A 19,283-nucleotide genomic window follows, 5' to 3' on the forward strand; every position below is an offset into this window, starting at 1 on the left:
CGGCTCGGCGGGAAGGAAGAATTCCTGAGCCGGAAAGACACATTCTGCTCCTGATCTACTCGAGCGCGTCCCTCAGGCGGCGCTCGTAATGACGGTAGTATTTATCGGCCAGCAACTCGCTTTTCACGAGCACGGCAACATCCGTCGTGTTGAATTGTTCATCAACCACCGCTCCATCACCGATGAAGCCGCCTAGGCGCAGGTAGCCCTTGATGAGGGGGGGCAAGCGGGACAGGCATCTCCTGTGATCGAGCAGATGCGGATCGCTGCGTTGCATATCGACGTAGCGATCGGGGAGCGCACGAATACGCAAGGCCGGGGGGGCCAGATGATTGTGGTAGAGATAGGTCAGTTCGTCAGCCATCAACTCCGGGTTGGTTCCGGGCAGGCTGGCACAGCCGAACAACACATCGATGCGGTGCAGGAAGATATAGGAAGCGATACCGCGCCAGAGCAGCTGCATGGCTGAACGGCCACGATAACGCTGGTCCACACATGAGCGCCCGACTTCGAGCAGGCGACCAGGAAACTCGATCAGGGGCGAGATATCGTATTCGCTCGAGGTGTAGTAGCGCCCGAGCAAGGCTGCCTTGTCGCTGGTGAGCAAACGATAGGTGCCGACCACACCCTCCGCACCTGAAGACACGGCGTGGTCGATGACAAGAAGATGGTCCGCGACCTCATCGAATTCATCGATATCGCGCTTCAACCGAGCCGTCTGCGCACTCGGCCGGGCGCCCATCTCCTCGAAGAAGACACGGTAACGCAGGGCCTGAGCGGCCTCACGCTCCGCGTCGGTCGTCGCGATACGAACACCCAGCTGACCGCCGCGCAGTTCCGGAAAGGCATCACGCGCAAGGTCGAGGGTCGAGAGGGACTGACCGGCAGGGGACGTTGTTTCGCCGTCAGTGACAAGCAGGCGAAACATCTCGGCATGCGAAGGTTTGGCGTTCATCCGTCCTGACCTGTTGTCTCGCCGGGCTTCTGCGGCAGGCGTCGACCAAAGAGTTCGAGACGATGAGAGACCAGATCGAAGCCAAGGCGGCGCGCGAGCGTCTCCATCAGGGCGGCATGATCCTCATCTTCAAATTCAACCACATGGCCGCTATCGACATCGATCAGATGGTAGTGATGCTGATGCCCGGGCTCGCTCGCCTCGTATCTGGCGCGCCCACCACCGAAATCGCGACGCTCGAGAATGCCCTTCTCCTCAAGGAGGCGGACCGTACGATAGACCGTTGCAATCGAAATGCGGGCATCCATCTGCGAGGCGCGGCGATAAAGCTCCTCAACATCCGGGTGATCTTCCGCTTCGGACAATACGCGCGCGATGACGCGACGCTGCCCTGTCATTTTCAGGCCTCGTTCGATACAGAGTTGCCCGATACGCGACTCTTCCTGAGCCCGCCCGCTTCGCTTTGCGTCAGCTTTCGCTTCAGATACCATGGAATACGGCGTAGCCGAAAAACCTGCCCTTTGCCAACGTTAAGTCGCAGGCAAAGGGCGGCTTTCTCATCGCCTGTGGCCGAGCCCGATCTTGCGCGCAAGATTTGAGCGATGACTGGCATAATTGGGCGCGACCATCGGATATTCGGGGGGCAGATCCCAGCGCTCGCGATATTGCTGGGGTGTCATGTCATACACGGTCTGCAGATGGCGGCGCAGGAGCTTGAGCTTTTTCCCGTCTTCGAGACAGATGATGTAATCGGGAAAGACCGACTTCTTGGGCGGTACTGCCGGTGTAGGCTTCACAGTCTCGGGCTTTGTATTTGCGACATTTGAAAGTGTCTGATGCACGGTCCGAATAAGATTGGGTAGATCCTGCCCCGATATTTCATTATGAGTGACGTAAGCAGAAATAATCTGCGTGGTCAGCTTTTGTAAGGTCAGGTTTTCCGGCTCGCTCGACATTCCGTTCTCTCCATAGAGTATATACACGTTAAGATATACTCATATGTAAATGGAATTCAAGAAAATCTGCAAAATACAGTTGAAGATAAGATATAATGACAGTGAAAATTGTTGATATCACCCAGCAGATTTGTCCGATGACAACAGTCCATGTGCGGCTGGCGCTGGATCAGGCCTCTAAAGGCGATGAACTCGAGATCCTGCTGAAGAGTGAAGAAACACTGAGGAATGTGCGGGTTCTACTCAACACTCTGGGAGAGACCCCCTTCGAGACCCACCCTCACGATGAAGACGAAACGCGCTACAGGATCACACTCGTCAAATCATGACGCAGAACCTGAGCATCACTCCCGTCGGGATAATAACGCTTCCTCAGACCGCATGACCTGAAGCCACAGCACGCATAAAGCGCCAGCGCCGCGCCATTCGTGGTCGAGACCTCGAGGAACAAGGCTTCGACCGCCCTTTGGGCCAGGAATGCGACCGCATGATCCAGCAATGCCCGGGCGAGCCCCTGCCGTCTGCAGGCGGGATGTACCCCAAGGGTCAGGATTTCTGCCTCATCCCCGGCCTGACGCACGAGGATGAGCCCCCGCGGCTGGTCTCCGTCGAGAGAGAGCCACCCCAAGGCCCCAGGCGTGCCAAGCAGTGCGTGGAACGCGTCGCGGGTCCAGCGCTCTGCTTCTGGAAAGCAGGCTTCATGAACCGCCGAACAAACTGCGGCATGGCACGGCCGGGCAGGTTCAATCCGCAATGCGGTCATCCGACGCTGGGGGCGGGACGCAGACCCTGCGCCGGCAGCTTGGCTTCCGGCGCATCGACATAGACGGGTTGAAGGGAAGGGCTATCAGCTACGGCGAGCCCGGCTTTGAGCACCAGCGTGATATCCGGATGCGTCAACTCCTCGCGCCGCAATGCTGCGCCGGAAAGCGACGCCACGCCATTACCGATCACGTGCGTCTCGTCTGGTAGATCAAGGCTGTCAGGTGGTCCAGCCCAGAACCGCCCATCGGAAAACTCGGCGAAAATGCGATTGCGACGCGCATGGGTCACGCATACCGCCTGCGCCCATTCCGGTCTGGCCCTGTAGCATTGTCCAGTCGTGACACCGCGCAGCCGCGCGCCGTATCCGGCGGACAGCCCGTTTGCAAATGCGAGGCTTGCCCGTAATCCTGTAAACGAGCCTGGCCCGGTGACCGCCACGATGAGATCAGGACCGGAGAGCCAGGCGGCGGCGCGCAGCATATTCCGACAGATAGCAGCCAGGAAAGCTGTCGCTCCCAACCCCTCAAGGCGCTCATGAGCGACACAGAACGCACCGTCGAAGAGTGCAATATCCCCGCTGGCCCCCGCGCCCAGAGTGGCACCATTGAGAACGAGGCATCGGAGCGACCCGGAGCCAGGCATCAGAGCACCAGGCAGGCTTCGTCAAATCCGAGACGCATCGCCCGCTCAGGCGCTTTCTCGGGCCCAGGATAACCGAGGCCCGCGATGAAATTTACACGCCAACCGGTGTCGTTGAGGAAAACATCCTCAACTGAATAGGCGTCGAAGCCGGAATAGGGCGCAACCGCCAGACCGAGCGCACGGGCGGCCAAAATGAGATAGCCCCCCTGAAGGGAGCCATTACGCATTGCGGTTTCCTCGGACAGGCCGACATCGGCGGCAAACCAGTTGCGCAGTCCCTCTTCCCTGTTCAGCCGGGGGAGATGTTCGAAAAACAGCGGGTCGTGGCATACGAGGACGACTACCGGCGCCGAGAGACAGGACTCGACATTGCCCGGCGACAGAGCAGGACGCAGGCGCTCTTTCATGTCATCTGCCGTGAGGAAAACGAGGCGAGCCGGACAGCAATTGCCGGAGGTCGGACCGAGTTTGAGCAAGTCGTAAAGCGCGACAAGCATTTCACGCCCGACGGGCTGATCGGACCAGCTCCGGGGCGTTCTCGCCTCGCGAAACAGTTGATCGAGCGACAATGCATCCAGTGACGTCTGGAGACGGGGCTCTGGATGACTCTCGCTCAAACTCTCAATCCTCAACCTGTTCGACGGCAACCACTTCGGGAACATAGTGGCGCAGCATGTTCTCGACGCCATGCTTGAGCGTAGCGCGCGATGACGGGCATCCGGCACAGGCTCCCTGCATGGTCAGCCGCACGATGCCGTCGCGATAGCCTCTGAATACGATATCCCCCCCGTCGCCTGCAACGGCAGGACGGACGCGCGTGTCCAGCAACTCGCGAATCTGGGCGACTACAGCCTCGTCTTCAGGGGCGATCGCCTCTTCCTGCGTCTGCGCCACGGAATCGAGACAGGCTGCGCCTGACTCGAAATGTGCCGTGATTGCCGTGAGCAGGACCGGCTTGAGCGTATTCCAGCTGAACTCGTCAGTCTTGGTGACGGAGATGAAGTCACCGCCGAGAAACACACCGCAGACGCCCTCGACGTCGAAGAGCGCGCTGGCAAGCGGTGACCGCCCCTCGGCAGCTTTCGGGTCAGCGAAGTCGGCGGTCCCGCGATGACCGGTCACAGCACGACCGGGCAGGAACTTCAGAGTGGCGGGGTTTGGGGTATCCTCGGTCTCGATAAACATCACGGCTCTCAGATAACGGTTGCTGCCGTGACATGTGCCATCAATCGCGACTCTGCAAGTCCTTTATCCGCGATTCAGGCCTGCGTCACACCAAGCGGCAAGGTAATCTCGACGCATAGCCCTCGTCCGGGCGCGTTATGGAGATCGACCTTCCCTCCCGCGCGCCCGACCTCGCGAGTGACGATGGCCAGGCCAAGCCCCATCCCGCCTGTTGCGCGAGAGCGCGATCCTTCCACGCGGTAAAAAGCCGAAAGAACCTTTTCGAGCTCAGCCTCGGGAATGCCCGGACCGTCATCGACGACCGAGATCAGCGCTGTCTTTCCATCGGTCCGCAGGGTGACATGAGCATCCCCACCGTAATTGCAGGCATTATCAATCAGGTTCGCGAAGACACGCTTAATCGCCAGAGGGCGCACCAGCGCATAGCACCGGTCTGGGCCCTCATAGCTCGTATCCCTGCCGCGATCGCTCTGGGAGTCGAGCAACGTGTTCAGAATGGCCACGAGATCGACCTGCTTGACAGGCTCCGGATCGAGATCACCCGCGAGGTAGGCGAGCACCCCGGTCACCATCGCCTCCATCTCGTCGATATCGGCTTCTATGGCTGCCTGGGTCTCCTCATCGTCCATGAAACCGGCACGTAAACGCAACCGGGCAAGCGGCGTGCGCAGATCATGGGAAACCGCTGCCAGGATCTCGGTCCTGTCATTGATTAGACGGCGGATACGATGCTGCATCTTGTTGATGGCTTTCGCCAGACCACGCACTTCGCGTGGTCCGCGCTCATCGACCATCGTCCATTGCATATCGTCGGATTTTGCGATGCTGTCCGCCACCTGCGCGAGCGCGCGCAGCGGCGTGCTTAGAGAACGCACGATCATGGCCGCGGCGATAGCAACTGCACCAGCGGTAATGGCCGCAGAGGCCAGCCCCCCAGTCATATGACGATGCTTCAGGATACCCGGCACGTTGAAGGCCAGAAGACTGCCATCGGCCAGTTGCAGCGTGCCATGAATGCTCGAGGAGTCAGCCCGATCCGCCCATACATGGATATTGGCTTTCCCGAGATCGCGATCGTTTGCAATCAGGCTGTCTTCGACGCGGCGCAGGCGATGCGGCTGGTCCAGATCGATCGGCTGGTTGGCCGAACGCCACGCCACGCTGATCCCGTTATCTGAAAGAAGCGCCCCCAAAAGGCCGCGCTGGCTTATGGGGGTCGTGCGCAGCACGCGCAGATCGGTGCTCAGTTCCTCTGCCAGCTGGGTGATCCGGCTGTCATCATCGATATAGGTCTCGGCCTCTTCGTAAAAAAAGGCACTTGCGACAAACACCAGTATGACGGCTGCCAGAAGGACAACGCTGACACGCCCCACCAGACCCACTGGCCAGAGACGAATGATCCGGGGCGTGCCTCCCCCACCCAGAGAAAACGGCATTCGGCCTCAGACGCGCTCGACTTCGGCGACAAAGATATAGCCGAGACCACGGACCGTACGGATCAGGGCATCGGCGTCAGCCCCGAGCTTGCGACGCAGGCGGCTCACCAGAACGTCGATGCTGCGATCCGACACGTCACCGAGGCGCGTGCGAGACAGCTCGAGCAAACGGTCACGGGCGATGACGCGCTGCGGATTATCCAGGAAGCTTGTGAGCAGGTCATGCTCTGCGCCAGAGATATCGACGACGGCACCAGACGGGTCCGTCAGTTCACGACGACGCAGATCGAGCTTCCACCCGGCGAACAGGATCGTTTCCTTGCGTGAAACCTCGGTTGGTGCCGCGCCCTGACCACGACGGAGCACGGCGCGGACCCGGGCCAGCAGCTCACGCTGACCGAAGGGCTTCGCCACGTAATCATCGGCGCCGATTTCGAGGCCGAGAACGCGATCGCGTTCCTCGCCTCGGGCAGAGACCATGATGATTGGAGTCTGGGCCAGCGGAGCTTCGCCCGGATGATTCGTTCCCTGACCGTTACGGATGGCGCGGCAAAGCTCGACACCGCTGGTCTTGGGAAGCATGACGTCCATGACGAGGAGATCGACAGGACCGACAGCGAGAGCGTCCCACATTTCATCGCCAGAGGCGACGCTGCGGACCCGGAAGCCGTCACCCTGAAGGGCACGCTGAATGAGGGTTCGCATGCCGGGATCGTCTTCAACGATAAGGATACGAGCCGGCAGGTCGGGAGCGGTAGGTACTGTCGTCATTATCCCATCGATCATGCTGTGGTAAACGAGATTTGATACAATCTATGTCTCAAATCGCGCAAGAACAACCTTCTCGATGGGGTTTGCGACGCATTACCTCATTTTGATGGTTTGGAGATCAGAAGGGTCCAGAGCTGGGCCAGATCCTGGGCACCATGATCACCGTGGACGTCGGCGAAGGTCTTGATCGCGTCATCCTCGCGACCACCATCCATCTGCGCCATACCATATTGCAGCTTGGCGCCCTCAGGCGCGACGGGCTTCTTGGCGAGGCCTTCACGCATGAGGGCCAGACCTGCGTCCACCTGTCCGTCCAGAACGAGATTATACCCGGCCGTCAGCGAAGGTGCCGCGTTGGGCAGCTTGCGTGCCGCTTCGGCGTCCGCTGTCAGGCTCGCCTTGGTTTCAGCTGCGCGCTTCACCACCATCGCCTTGAGGCGGGCCTCGCGGGCCGCACCGGCATCCTTGCCGAGCGCACCGCTGGCATAGGCCTGGTTCATGAGGTTGAGCCCGAGCTGGGGCAGACCGCCCTGCACGGCGCGTTCGACCATGTCCATGTAATCCGACGGCTCTTTCAGCACGCCGGTAGCCATACGCAGACGCTCAAGATTGAAGGTGAGTGCATCAGGCATCTGCGGATCGGCCGCAAGATTGTGAATCAGCATCGCCCAGTAATCGGGCTTGGAATAATACTTGGCCAGGAGCACATAGGCATGCGTCTCGTTGGCTGAGTCTTTCATCTGGTGATAGCAGGTCGCCAGGAACTGAAGCTGGTTCTCGGCCGGAACATGCTTCGCCTTGATCTCGGCGTTGATCTGATCCTGCTGGACGCGCGCTGCGTTCTTGTAGTCCTGCTGCAGATAATAGGACTGGACCAAGAGAGTCTGCATCTGGGGATTGGGTCCCGCGATCTTCAGATAGCGCTCGATCGCCGGAACGGCTTGTGCATAGTCCTTGGCATTGTAGGCCATCGTCGCATTGGCCATCAGCATCTGCTGTTTCGCGGCCGCCGGAGTGCGCGGCGACGCGATGAGCACGTCGTAGGCCTTGGATGCAGCAGCCACATCGCCCGACGAAGCCGCAACGGCCGCGCGCATCTGGGCGATGGTGTATTTCTCGTAATCGGTCTTCCCCGGTACCGCGTCGGCGGTGTTCACCGCACTCATGGCCTTGGCGTAGTTCTTAGCGCCCAGAGCCGTTTGCGCATCCTGCAGGGGCTTGCCGACCTTGGCGCTCAGCTGGTCTTCAGCGTGAGCAACCGTAACCAGGCTGGACCCGATGACCGGAACGAAAGAGGAGGCCGCCAGAAGCGAGCTGGCAACCAGGAGGGCGCGAGAACAACGGGGAAAACGCACTTACTGTCCTTCCATGAACTGGTCTTGACCCACGATACCGAGCTTGGTGATGCCAAGACGCTGCGCGTCAGCAAGCACATGGGCCACAGTCTTGTAGTCTGCCAGGCGATTCGGGTGAATATGCATCTCAGGCTGATCGGGCATGTTGGCCGCGTTCATGAAGCGCGCCTGAAGATCGGCCTCGGAGGAGACGGGTTCGCCATTCCAGCTGATGGAATTGTCGAAATCGACCGCAACGGTGACAACCTTGGGCTCTTCGGTGCTGGGCGGCGGATTGCCCTGCGGCAGGTCCAGCGCGACCGAATGCGTCTGAAGCGGGATGGTGATGATCAGCATGATGAGCAGCACGAGCATGACGTCGATCAGGGGCGTCGTGTTGATATCGACGATGCCCTCGTCTTCATGCGTGCTGTCGGATCCAACGCTCATGGCCATGAGGGAACTCTCCAACAGGCGGAAAGCCGGCCAAGACCGGCATCCGGGAAAAACGGAGCCGGAGTGCCCTGCCACCTCGCTGGGTCGGCACGGCACTCCTGAAGCGGGGTCCTGACCGAAATCAGGAGTGAGGCTGCTCGGTGATGAAATCGATGCGATAGATGCCAGCTTCCTGACACGTCGCAACAATCTTGCCGACAGCTTCGTAACGGGCCTTGCCGTCGCCCCGGATCTGGATCTGGGGCTGGGGCTTGATGACCGCGACCTTCTCGAGACGATCGAGCAGATCCTGATGACCACGCAATGGAACTTCGTTCCAGTACGCCTGACCATTCGCCGTGACCGCCAGGACGATGTTGCCTGGCTTGGTCTGGGTCGGCTGGTTGGCGTCGCGTGGCAGCTGCACCTTCACGGAATGCGTCGCAACCGGGATGGTGATCAGGAAGATGATGAGAAGAACAAGCATGACGTCGACGAGCGGCGTCGTGTTGATCGCCGAAACGACTTCGTCTTCTTCACCACCCCCACCGACGTTCATTGCCATGATCAGGCAACTCGCGAGCTGGTGGTCGTGGTCGTCGGGCTGTGATCAACGCTTACCGTCGGGGCAACACCGTGACGGAAGCCACCCAGCAGCACGGACTGGACGTCGGCAGCGAAGTTGCGCACGCGGTCCATGGCACCCTTGTTGCGGCGAACGAGCAGGTTGTAGCCAAGAACGGCCGGAACGGCGGTAGCAAGACCGATAGCCGTCATGATGAGCGATTCACCAACCGGGCCGGCAACCTTGTCGATCGAGGCCTGGCCTGCAATGCCGATGGCGGTCAGAGCGTGATAGATACCCCAGACGGTACCGAACAGACCAACGAACGGCGAGGTCGAACCCACGGTGCCGAGGAAGGCAAGGCCACCCTGCAGACGCGTGTTGATGGTGTCGACCGAACGCTGAACGGACATCGCGGTCCAGCTATGCAGGTCGATGGCGTCGCGCATCGAGCCTTCATGATGCTCTGCAGCAACGATACCCGTCTCTGCGATGTAGCGGAACGGCGAGGCCGGCTTCAGGGCAGCAGCGCCTTCCTGAACGGTCGGCTTGGTCCAGAATTCACGGGCAGCTTCCTTCGAAGCAGCGAAGACCTTGGACTGCTCCAGGAACTTCGTGACCATGATGATCCAGGTACCAGCGGACATGATCACCATGATGATCAGAACGCCACGAGCGATGGCATCACCGTTGGACCAGAGCGCGCTCAGGCCATACGGATTTTCCTGCGACTTCGGCGCGGTGGCTTCGGCAGGCGCCTCAGGAGCCGGGGCTGCAGCGTCGGGAGCCGGAGCGGCCGGGGCGGCGGCATCGGGTGCCGGAGCGCCAGCAGCAGGAGCAGCGGCGTCAGGAGCCGGAGCGGCGGGAGCAGCAGGAGCGGCGGCATCAGGGGCTGCAGGAGCAGGCGCGCCCTGTGCCGGAGCGGCGGCGTCGGGAGCAGGAGCGGCAGGCTGGGCAGCCGGCGTTTCCTGGGCAAGAGCAACGGCCGGCACGACCACACCTTGCGCCACGGCAAGCGTGACTGCCAGGGCCGGGGCGGCGAGAGCGGGAAGGCGGAACAGTCTCGTCATTAACTCCAAATCCTCTGAAAAAGAGCCCCTTCTAGAAGGACTCTGGCAGTGCCGGCACGCTCACGGGCGGGCGCGGCTTGGTTTCTCACTATCCGGGGCGTGGAGGCTGCCTGCCCCCTGCCCCGCTGGGAGCCGGGGCGTATCAGGCCCCTTTTCCCGTCATTCCTGTGTGCGACCGGGTGCTTGGTCCCGGCCGCGCCGCACTCAGTCATCACCCAAGGTGAAGTTGATGTGCAGCGTATGATGGTGCTCGACCACCGGCTGTCCGTTCGTAACCGCAGGCTGGTAACGGGCCTTGCGGAGGAACTCCATGGCGGCTTCGACGAAGGCGTGGCCGCCGGTCGAATTGGTCACCTGACAGTTCGATGTACGGCCATCCGTGCCGATATCGCAGGCCACCGTGACACTGCCTTCACGGTTTTCTTCCAGCATCTCCTCGGGGAAGACCGGACGGGCACCGTTGATCGGCGAAGCACCGGCCGAGTGATCCGGTACAGGCGGGCCCGGAGGCGCTGCGGGAGCGGGCGGTGCATTATTGGCTGGCGGCACAGGTGCCGGCGGCTTCTCATGCGTGACCTGCTTGATCACATGCTTCTGTGGCGGCGGCTGAATCTGGATCTTCGGCGGCGGTATGTACGGCGGCGGCGGCGTCGTCATCTGCGGCGGCGGCGGCGGTGGCGGCGGCGGCGGCGGCTTCTTCGGTTCCGTGATGATCTTCGTCTTGATCGGCGGATGGAACTGTTCGACGATCTTCGAACCCAATCCGTTCACCAAGGCGTAAATCACAACGATGTGGAAGAGCACAGCGATTGCGATGCCGACGATGTACTTCGTCGGGCGTCGCTCCTGCTCGGCGTAGTTCATCGGTTGTGTCACTCCAAACCCTCTGTCCTGAGCCCCACACCTCTCTTGGCGAGAGGGGCGGACCGACTTGTCATTATCGCAACCGCCCCATGCGACTTGCGTTCCGGTCAGGCGTCAGTCTGGCCGACACATCCCGAAATGTTTACCATGCTCCCAGCGCATGGCTCCCGTGCAAATTGGGCAAAGGTAAGGCATTGCTGTCAAGTCAGTTTCGTTTCGTTCATGCCATTTTCCGGTCGGCAACGGATTGCATACCAGCGACACGACACTTTGAGACACAGTGAAACGGAACATTAATTCACTGCAAGAGTAATATTTATGAAACGCGCAAAAAGGGGCTGAAAGTCTTGCGCTGCAAGAGATTCAGCCCCTTGTGCCACCTCAGCCCTATTGAGCGTTGGCGCTGGCCTCGGAACGCGTTGCGCCAACGCGTTGAGCCAGGGCAGCGGACATGAAATCGTCCAGCGCCCCATCGAGAACAGCGTCGGGATTACCCTTCTCGACGCCGGTACGCAGGTCTTTCACCAACTGGTACGGTGCCAGAACGTAGGAGCGGATCTGGTGCCCCCAGCCGATATCGGTCTTTGCCGCCTCGGTCTGGGCCGCTGCCGCCTCACGCTTCTGCAGTTCCGCCTCGTATAGCCGCGCCTTCAGCATCTGCATGGCCGTAGCCCTGTTGCGATGCTGCGAGCGATCGGTCTGGCAAGCCACCACGATTCCGGTCGGGATGTGCGTGATGCGAATCGCCGAATCGGTCTTGTTGACGTGCTGCCCACCCGCGCCAGAGGCGCGGAACGTATCGACCTTCAGATCGCCGTCATTGACCTCGATCTCGATCGTGTCATCCACCACAGGATAGACCCAGACAGACGCGAAGGAGGTCTGGCGTCGTGCTGCGGCATCGAAGGGCGAGATACGGACCAGACGGTGCACACCGGCTTCGGTCTTGAGCCAGCCATAAGCGTTGGCACCAGTCACCAGAAGCGTCGCAGACTTGATGCCAGCCTGTTCGCCCTCGCTGGTCTCCATGATCGTCACCTTGTAGCCACGCTGTTCGGCCCAGCGCGTATACATGCGCAGCATCATTTCGGCCCAGTCCTGGGCCTCCGTGCCACCAGCGCCCGCATTGACCTCGATATAGCAGTCATTGCTGTCCGCCTCACCCGAGAGCAGGCTCTCGATCTGACGCGCATTCGCCTGCTCGGCCAGTTTGCGCAGGGTCGCGACCGCCTCGGCGACCGTGTCTTGATCCTGCTCGTCCTCGGCCAGTTCGACCAGCTCAAGCATATCGGCAGTGTCCTGCTCGATCTTTTCAACACCCTCGATCTGCGTGGCCAGCAGCGTTCGCTCGCGCATCAGCTTCTGAGCGGCATCGGCATCATTCCAGAGATCGGGATCTTCTACGCGGTGATTGAGTTCGGCGAGGCGTGTCTGTGCTGCATCCCAGTCAAAGATGCCTCCTCAGCAGTGCCACCGACTGCTTGATCTGCTCCGATAGGGCCTCGGTTTCGGCCGACATGATTCATGCTCCTGCGTGTTGGATGCGTCTCAATAAAGGCCGCCCATGCCAATGTCACCCTGTGGCTGGGCATTAGGGGCCTGTTGTTTCTTCGGGGCACCGGAATTTTCGGCCCCCGCTTCGCCCAGACCGGCCTGGCTGGATGCACCCGCCATATCGGTCTCGGTGTCATACAGATCGGTCCCGGTATCGGCCGCCGTAAGTGCCTCGGTACCCGCCCCGAAGCCCTGCAACGCGATACTCATACCTGGCACCTGATCGGCCTTGAAGCCATCGACAGCCATCAGGCGGCCCGTGTCATAGCGCGCCAGTGTCACCCCCTCGGGAACGCGGAAACGGAGTTCCGGACGTCCCTCAAGCGCCACCTTCATGAAGCGGTTCCAGATAGGGCCGGCAATGCGCCCTCCGGTTTCGCTCTTGCCAAGCGATTGCGGTGTGTCGAACCCGACCCAGACCACGGTGACAATATCGGGGGTGAACCCGGCAAACCACGCATCGCGGAAGTCCTGACTGGTGCCGGTCTTGCCTGCGATCTCACGCGTGATGCCTTGTCCTGCGATCGTGCCGGTGCCGCGCTTGATCACGTCCTGCATCATGGCCGTGATCTGATAGGCACTGGCAGCACTCGCCACTTGACGCCTTTTGTCCTGAACCTGGGGTACCTCGATGCTGCCAGGCGTGGAAGCACTGACAGGCGGGGTTGCAGCGGGCTGAGCCGGGGAAACAGTACCGGGAGCCCCCGATGCCGCGGCGGGTTGAGCAGCCGCAGGCGGCATGGCTGGCGCGATCACGGCCGTCTGGTTGGGGGCCTGCAAGGTTGTCCCCAGGCTCAGCCCCTCAGGCTTCCACAGAACCGTCCCATCACGATCGAGCACGGCATCGATGAGGGACGGCGTGACCAGCTTGCCGCCGGAGGCGATGGTAGCATACGCCCCGGCCTCGCGCAGGACGGTCGTCTCGACCGCACCCAGGGCGGCGGGGAGCACATGGGGCATCTGATCGACGAGGCCGATCGAGATGGCCATATCAGCCACCGATTTCATGCCAAGATGCGCAGCAAGGCGGATCGTCACCAGGTTGCGGCTCTCACGCAGCGCGTCGTGCAGCGTCGTGGGGCCCCAGTTATCTTCCTCGTAGTTCTTCGGATGCCAGTCCCCATAGGACACCGGGGCATCGTCAAACTTCTCGGACGGGGGAATACCCTGCTCCATGGCATCGAGATAGACGAAGGGCTTGAAGGACGACCCCGGCTGACGCAGTGCCTGGGTGGCGCGATTGAACTGCGATTCCTTGAAGGACCAACCGCCGACCATGGCCAACACGCGTCCGGTGCGGGCATCGAGGCTGACAAGGGCCCCTTCGACCTTCGGAACCTGACGCACGGCCACACGTCCGGAATCAGCCTGGGGCTCGATCATGATCACATCACCCGCAGCCAGGCCGCCTGCACTGCGCATCCAGCCCAGATCCTTGGGCAGAACCTGCCCTTCCTGCGCGGAGCCTTTCGATACCCAACCCACGCGCCCCTGAGCCGGGTTCAGCACCACGGCCAAGCGCCACTGATCGATCATGCCCGCAGGCGGCGTCACATCCTTGAGCGCTGCCACCCAGCTTTCACCTGCAATCGCGTCATGCAGTTTCGCGACGGGGCCGCGCCAGCGGCTATGCGCGCGGTCATACTCCATCAATCCCTGGCGCAGGCTCAGCGTGGCGGCATCCTGCAGCTTGCGGTCGAGGCTGGTGTGAACCTCAAGCCCGCCCTGCATGGCCCGATCGGGGCCGTAGCGATCAATCAGCTGGCGGCGTACCTCACTGCCAAACCATTCGGCATTGGGCAGCGGACCGAAGCGCACGGCGTCATGAGGAATGAGAGGCTCTTTCTGCCCGGCCTCGGCCGCCTCACGCGAGATGGCATGGATCTCGGCCATGCGATCCAACACCCAGTTGCGTCGCTCTATGGCGCGCTCGGGATGGCGATACGGGTTGTAATTGGCTGGTGACTTGGGGAGCGCGCCCAGAAACGCGGCTTCGGCATCAGTCAGCTGATCGAGAGGCTTGTTGAAATAGGTCTGTGCCGCCGCCGCCACGCCATAGGCGCCATTCCCGAGATAGATACCGTTCAGATAGATCTCGAGAATCTTGTCCTTGCTCAGCGTCTGCTCGATGCGCAGGGCAAGAAGCGCCTCCTTCTCCTTGCGCTCCAGCGTGCGGGCATTGCTGTTGAGCAGCATGTTGCGCGCCACCTGCTGGGTGATCGTCGAGGCGCCCAAGGCGCGCTTGCTGCGATGAGTCAGATTCGTCAGCTCGGCACGAATGATCGCCAGAGGATCAAGGCCGGCATGGGTGTAGAAATTCTGGTCCTCAGGCGCGATGAAGGCATTCTTGACGCGCTCGGGAATGGCATTGATCGGCACATAGATGCGTCGCTCGGCCGCCAGCTCGGCCATGATGCGGTCGTCGCCCGTGTAGATCCGGCTGACCGTGGGCGGCTGATAGGTCTTGAGCGTGTCGACGCTTGGCAGATCAAAAGCGATCCGCTCATATTGGTGCCAGATAAACAGGCCCGAGCCCGCAACACCCACCAGTACGATGCCTGCCGCAATGGCAAGGCCCTGACGCCAGCGCCGGAACCGCGGTCCTCTCGGGGGCTGACGCCCCCCCTCCGGCCCCCTGTGTCCCCCAAGAGGTGTACGCCCGTCATTCCCGCCGCCTGAGGCGACAGAGAACCAGATCAGGGGAAACTCCGAGGAGGAAAGGGCGGTCGAGGCGTGGATCATGAATGCAAACTAGCATTGTCTTGAGGCGCCGTCGCCCCCCTCTCCCCGGGCAGAAACACCCGGTGACAAAAGGGGAAGAGACGGATCGCGACCGGCACGATAGCGAAGGCGCCGTCAGGCGCATCTGGCGGCGATGACCGTCATCGCCGTCATGAAGGCGCCAGATCGCACAGTAGAGCTCCGAGCCTTCGCGGGCGCTTCGCTCCTCCCGCGTTTTCAGCCGGCGCGCGTGAGAGGCGCGCGTGGCGTTTCCTCTTGGGAATAAGGCCCTGCAGACAGGATTTCGAGCGACAGAAGACGATGTTCGCTTCCCTCGTCAGCAGGGAGGGAGAGATAGGCACTCCCCGCAGTCCAGCGCGCCGTATCACGCGCGCGCGCATGCCACCCCTTGAACTCCTGATGGGTCAGATGATCACGGATTTCCTCGATCTTGCCCGACGCGAAGTGGAGGATCTGTCCGATCTCGACCCCCAGCCTGCGCCTGTCGTCCACAAACGGGCCGGTCACATCGCAAGGGCGCGAGGCACGCGAGCGGATGAGTACCGATCTGGCAGAAAACGGCAGAATGAAAACATGCTTCTTGCCTGCCACACGCACGGGACGCAGGATCGTGCCATCATCGCATTCAAGATGCAGATCGGCTTCATGGGTCGGATTGCGCTCACCGACCTCCGTCAGGCCAGCCCGTGCCGCGATGGCGCGCCAAACGGTTTCGATCGTCTCACGGTCACGTGCAAGCGGCGCGGCGGCGTCTGTGTCCCAGCTCAGATGGCGGGGCGTCAGGATGGGCGCGCTGGACTGGCAGTCATACAAGGCGCGATTGCCGGTATCGAGATAACTTTCGGAAGATGCCCCCTCCGCCAGAACCACGGAATGAGCCTCTGTCTCGAAATGGAAGTAGTCGAAGGCGCGCCGCGTACGGTCGAACGCGATGGAGTGGCCGTTCACGAGCTGGCGTGCCGGGATGAATTGCCCCCCCACCAGGAGGCAGTGCTCTGCCGTGACATAGAGATCGCGCTCCGGCACCACGCCGTCCAGCGCTCCCTTGCGGATGCACACAGGATAACCCGCACGATCATCCTCAAGCTCTGTATCGACCGTGCAATGCCCGCGCCCGGTCCAGGTGATCTGGCGGGCTACCTCCTGCCCTTCCACCAGAGCAATAACCATATCCCCCGTTCTGAGCATCTCGACCGGCACGTCGCCTCCAGGCGTGCGGATGAGCGTACCCGCCAGATAACAGGCGACAAGCACCACCCCAGACGCCGAATCAAGGAAGACGGCCCCGGTATTACCGATACCGGCAATATTGAGGGTGAGGGTTGACCCATCCGTCAGGGAGATCAGCATCATGTCACCGCTTTTGTTGACGGCGGCGATCTGGCTTTTGGACAATCCGGCTATGGTGATCCGGTCGGACAGCATTTCATTGGCGCCATTGAATCCCGTGATCATCGTAGTGGGCAAGGCCCCGGCAGAAACGGTCATTTCGGCATACCCAGCGCCTGCCAGATTGATCGTCCCACCGACCGTCCCATTCAGAACTGCCGAACCACCCGCCTGCACGCTAACCGTGCCGACAATCTGACCTCCCCCGGAAATGGCGATCGTGGCCCCCGAGGCCACGGTGCGATCATGGGCCGCACCGGCAAAGACATTTTCGAGCGCCCCCTGACCGGTCAGGGTTCCCCCGGAAATATAGCCCGAATTGGTGATCGTACCATTCAGGACCGTGCCGTTTCCGCATTTGAGATAGGCGCCATCCGCTACGGTGCTATTCGAAACCGTGCCGCCTCCGGTCACGATGACATTGGCATTGCCTCCAATAGAGGAACTGATGATCTTGCCGCTGCCATTGACCGTAATACCGCCGCCATTGATACTCTCGCCCTGGATAAGGCCGCCATCCTGAACCGTGACCACGCAATTCGTGATGGAGCCATACCAGAGCGCCCCACCCCCCTGAACAATGATCGTCATCCCGTTCCAGGGATACATATTACTGATACCAGAACTAATAATCGTGGGATTCGGCATGATCTTAACCTTCTACGGGTTATTTTGTTTGCGAATTGAGATCATGCCGACCGAACAATCGAAAGTTAAAACCGCCCCCCTCACGTTAATCGACATTAAAGTTAACGCCGTATTGAAAACTCTATTTTATTGTTGCTGCTCCTGACACATCACGCCCGTGAGTCAGCCCCACTCCACTCGCTGAAAACTCTGAACGACCGGGGATTGAAGGCAGGATCTGTTGAAGCACAGGGGGCTCGGAGACGACGCGAACGCCGCCTCTCTATGATCACGCTGAGCGTCGGAGCGGTGCAGAGCCTGTGCACAACACCGCCGTGTCGGGTCAGGAGGTAGCGGCACCCTGCACACCGACCTGAAGCATGTAGAGCGCGCTGCCCGCGCACATGACGAGGTGATCTCGCTTCGGCCCGGCGAAGGTCAGGTTGGAGCAGCCCTGAGGCAGACGGATACGCCCAAGCAGCACACCTTGCGGGCTGAAAACGAACACACCGCACAAACCGAGCGGGCCGGTCACACCGCACCAGAGATTGCCAAAAACGTCGGCCCTGAAGCCATCAGGATTCATTTGCGCGCCATGGAAACGCATGTCGGCAAAAACACGTCCGTTTGTCAGATTATCGCCCTGAACGTCAAAAACATGGATGGCCTGATCGCCGCCTTTCTTCTGTCCCGGCCCGGCCGGGGTCGACGCGATGTAGAGCTTTTTGAAATCGGGGGAGAAAGCCAGACCATTGGGGCAGGTCACATCTTTCTCGAGCAGCACGGCCTTGAGCGTCCCATCGGGCGCGAGACGGAACACGTGGTCCTGCTGACGGCGCACACCGCCGATCTCACCAATCAGCTCGCGACCAATCTTCCAGCGTATCTTGCCATCGGGATTAGTCGGGCCTCCCGGCTCATCGGCATGGCCTTCCGAGATATTCGTGCCATAGCCTGGATCCGTAAACCAGACGCTGCCATCGGGATGCGGCACGACATCATTGGGGGAGTTGAGCCCCTTGCCTTCGAACTTGTCGGCCAGTGTCGTGACGCTGCCGTCATGCTCGAAACGCACCACGCGGCGGAAGAAGCCTTCACAGGTGATGAGGCGTCCCTGGAAATCAAAGCAATTGCCATTGGCTGCATAAGAATCAGGGCGGAACTGCGTGACCTCGCCGGTTTCCCAGATATAGCGCAGCGCCTTTGACTGGACGACGTCGCTGAAAACGAGATAACGCCCCTCGCTGCTCCAGGCAGGCCCCTCTACCCAGTCCCCCTTGTCATAGATACGGCGTATCGGCGCTGCGAAATAGGTCAGACCACTGAAGGAAGGATCCAGCGCGATCACATCGGGATCGGGGAAATAGGCCGGACCGGCTGCAGCGCCCCACTGGCGGGGCGGCTGACTGATCACACTGGGCGGAGTCGCGATAACCTCGGACGCGGCGCGTGCCGGAATCGCCGCGCAGGCGGCGCCACCCAGGGCAGTAGCCAGAAACCCTCTGCGGGCGAGGGGGGTCTTGAAGTCCATCTTGTCGTCCTGTGACCATCTTGTGGGATTGCATCCTAGACTGCAACGTTTCACGCTGCGTCACGGATGATGTGAGTTTTGTATCAAGTTATTGTCAGCAACCCCGGCCTGTCTCGCGCGTGTCTGTTCCATCCTATACTGAGGCAACGCCACGCATTGACTCGCTCCGTCAGGGCGGTGTCACCTCACATCAACTCCCTGTCGCCAGATCAAGGACCCGAGTTCCCATGACCTCTGTCAGCCCCCTCGCCGGCAAGACGCTGGACAAAAACGCCCTTGCCGATATCCCGGCCCTGATCAGCGCCTATTATAATCGCAAGCCAGACCCCGCCATCGCTGCACAGCGCGTCGCTTTCGGAACCTCGGGGCATCGTGGCTCCTCCCTCCATACAAGCTTCAACGAGAATCATATCCTGGCCATCGCCGAGGCCATCTGCCGTTATCGCAAGGACAAGGGAATCG

19 protein-coding genes and 1 pseudogene are annotated in these 19,283 nt (G+C 61.0%); 2 read left to right on the top strand and 18 right to left on the bottom strand.

Going from position 1 to position 19,283, the window contains the following annotated elements:
* Positions 1-55: 55 nt before the first annotated feature.
* From C0V97_RS13555 to C0V97_RS13565, 3 genes are all read right to left on the bottom strand, one after another.
* Entirely contained in the window at positions 56-928 is an 873-nt protein-coding gene (locus C0V97_RS13555; RefSeq protein ID WP_127103128.1) for a GNAT family N-acetyltransferase, read from the bottom strand.
* Positions 929-951: 23 nt separating this feature from the next.
* Positions 952-1,446, bottom strand: a complete 495-nt coding sequence (locus C0V97_RS13560) for a Fur family transcriptional regulator (RefSeq protein WP_127103107.1) — start codon at positions 1,444-1,446, stop codon at positions 952-954.
* A 66-nt stretch (positions 1,447-1,512) separates the two neighbouring features.
* Positions 1,513-1,911, bottom strand: coding sequence for a MucR family transcriptional regulator (locus C0V97_RS13565; RefSeq protein WP_127103108.1), 399 nt, complete (start codon positions 1,909-1,911; stop codon positions 1,513-1,515).
* 95 nt (positions 1,912-2,006) lie between these two features.
* Between C0V97_RS13565 and C0V97_RS13570 the strand changes: the two genes are divergently transcribed.
* Positions 2,007-2,240, top strand: a complete 234-nt coding sequence (locus C0V97_RS13570) for a sulfurtransferase TusA family protein (protein WP_127103109.1) — start codon at positions 2,007-2,009, stop codon at positions 2,238-2,240.
* Here the strand turns inward: C0V97_RS13570 and rimI are convergent.
* From rimI to C0V97_RS13645, 15 genes are all read right to left on the bottom strand, one after another.
* Positions 2,213-2,674 carry a ribosomal protein S18-alanine N-acetyltransferase gene (gene rimI, locus C0V97_RS13575; protein ID WP_127103110.1) on the bottom strand — a complete coding sequence of 154 codons (462 nt, stop codon included), beginning with the start codon at positions 2,672-2,674 and terminating at the stop codon, positions 2,213-2,215. The two genes, C0V97_RS13570 and rimI, sit on opposite strands and share 28 nt — an antisense overlap.
* Positions 2,671-3,318 carry a tRNA (adenosine(37)-N6)-threonylcarbamoyltransferase complex dimerization subunit type 1 TsaB gene (locus C0V97_RS13580; protein ID WP_127103111.1) on the bottom strand — a complete coding sequence of 216 codons (648 nt, stop codon included), beginning with the start codon at positions 3,316-3,318 and terminating at the stop codon, positions 2,671-2,673. The genes rimI and C0V97_RS13580 overlap by 4 nt, the downstream gene beginning before the upstream one ends.
* On the bottom strand, positions 3,318-3,896 hold the full coding sequence (locus tag C0V97_RS13585) for a malonic semialdehyde reductase (RefSeq protein WP_370265714.1): 579 nt from the start codon (positions 3,894-3,896) through the stop codon (positions 3,318-3,320). The genes C0V97_RS13580 and C0V97_RS13585 overlap by 1 nt, the downstream gene beginning before the upstream one ends.
* 43 nt (positions 3,897-3,939) lie before the next feature.
* Complete coding sequence (locus tag C0V97_RS13590; protein ID WP_127103113.1) at positions 3,940-4,503, bottom strand: NifU family protein; 564 nt, start codon at positions 4,501-4,503, stop codon at positions 3,940-3,942.
* A 74-nt stretch (positions 4,504-4,577) separates the two neighbouring features.
* The gene (locus C0V97_RS13595) at positions 4,578-5,939 is read right to left on the bottom strand and encodes an ATP-binding protein (RefSeq protein ID WP_127103114.1); all 1,362 of its coding nucleotides are present in this window, start codon (positions 5,937-5,939) and stop codon (positions 4,578-4,580) included.
* Between the two features lie 6 nt (positions 5,940-5,945).
* Positions 5,946-6,710 (bottom strand): response regulator, encoded by a 765-nt coding sequence (locus C0V97_RS13600; protein WP_127103115.1) that lies wholly within the window; start codon positions 6,708-6,710, stop codon positions 5,946-5,948.
* A 98-nt stretch (positions 6,711-6,808) separates the two neighbouring features.
* Positions 6,809-8,065 (bottom strand): hypothetical protein, encoded by a 1,257-nt coding sequence (locus tag C0V97_RS13605; protein WP_233582171.1) that lies wholly within the window; start codon positions 8,063-8,065, stop codon positions 6,809-6,811.
* Complete coding sequence (locus C0V97_RS13610; protein WP_127103116.1) at positions 8,066-8,500, bottom strand: biopolymer transporter ExbD; 435 nt, start codon at positions 8,498-8,500, stop codon at positions 8,066-8,068.
* A gap of 121 nt (positions 8,501-8,621) precedes the next feature.
* Complete coding sequence (locus tag C0V97_RS13615; RefSeq protein ID WP_023979754.1) at positions 8,622-9,044, bottom strand: biopolymer transporter ExbD; 423 nt, start codon at positions 9,042-9,044, stop codon at positions 8,622-8,624.
* 2 nt (positions 9,045-9,046) lie between these two features.
* Positions 9,047-10,114 carry a MotA/TolQ/ExbB proton channel family protein gene (locus C0V97_RS13620; RefSeq protein WP_127103117.1) on the bottom strand — a complete coding sequence of 356 codons (1,068 nt, stop codon included), beginning with the start codon at positions 10,112-10,114 and terminating at the stop codon, positions 9,047-9,049.
* 204 nt (positions 10,115-10,318) lie between these two features.
* A complete protein-coding gene (locus C0V97_RS13625; RefSeq protein WP_127103118.1) occupies positions 10,319-10,978 on the bottom strand; it encodes an energy transducer TonB in 660 nt (219 codons plus the stop codon).
* Positions 10,979-11,365: 387 nt separating this feature from the next.
* A protein-coding gene (gene prfB, locus C0V97_RS13630) for a peptide chain release factor 2 (protein ID WP_122048714.1) occupies positions 11,366-12,497 on the bottom strand; the annotation gives its coding sequence in 2 pieces (ribosomal slippage) (positions 11,366-12,427 and positions 12,429-12,497; 1,131 coding nt in all).
* A gap of 29 nt (positions 12,498-12,526) precedes the next feature.
* Positions 12,527-15,274, bottom strand: a complete 2,748-nt coding sequence (locus C0V97_RS13635; RefSeq protein WP_127103119.1) for a penicillin-binding protein 1A — start codon at positions 15,272-15,274, stop codon at positions 12,527-12,529.
* A gap of 216 nt (positions 15,275-15,490) precedes the next feature.
* Positions 15,491-17,254, bottom strand: a complete 1,764-nt coding sequence (locus C0V97_RS13640) for a Hint domain-containing protein (RefSeq protein ID WP_158625423.1) — start codon at positions 17,252-17,254, stop codon at positions 15,491-15,493.
* 379 nt (positions 17,255-17,633) lie between these two features.
* Complete coding sequence (locus C0V97_RS13645) at positions 17,634-18,821, bottom strand: SMP-30/gluconolactonase/LRE family protein (RefSeq protein WP_127103121.1); 1,188 nt, start codon at positions 18,819-18,821, stop codon at positions 17,634-17,636.
* Between the two features lie 227 nt (positions 18,822-19,048).
* Here C0V97_RS13645 and C0V97_RS13650 point away from each other — a divergent pair.
* Positions 19,049-19,283 (top strand): annotated as a pseudogene (locus C0V97_RS13650) (phosphoglucomutase, alpha-D-glucose phosphate-specific); the annotation flags it as partial.

This window comes from Asaia sp. W19 (assembly GCF_003994335.1).
Taxonomy (GTDB): Bacteria; Pseudomonadota; Alphaproteobacteria; order Acetobacterales; family Acetobacteraceae; genus Asaia.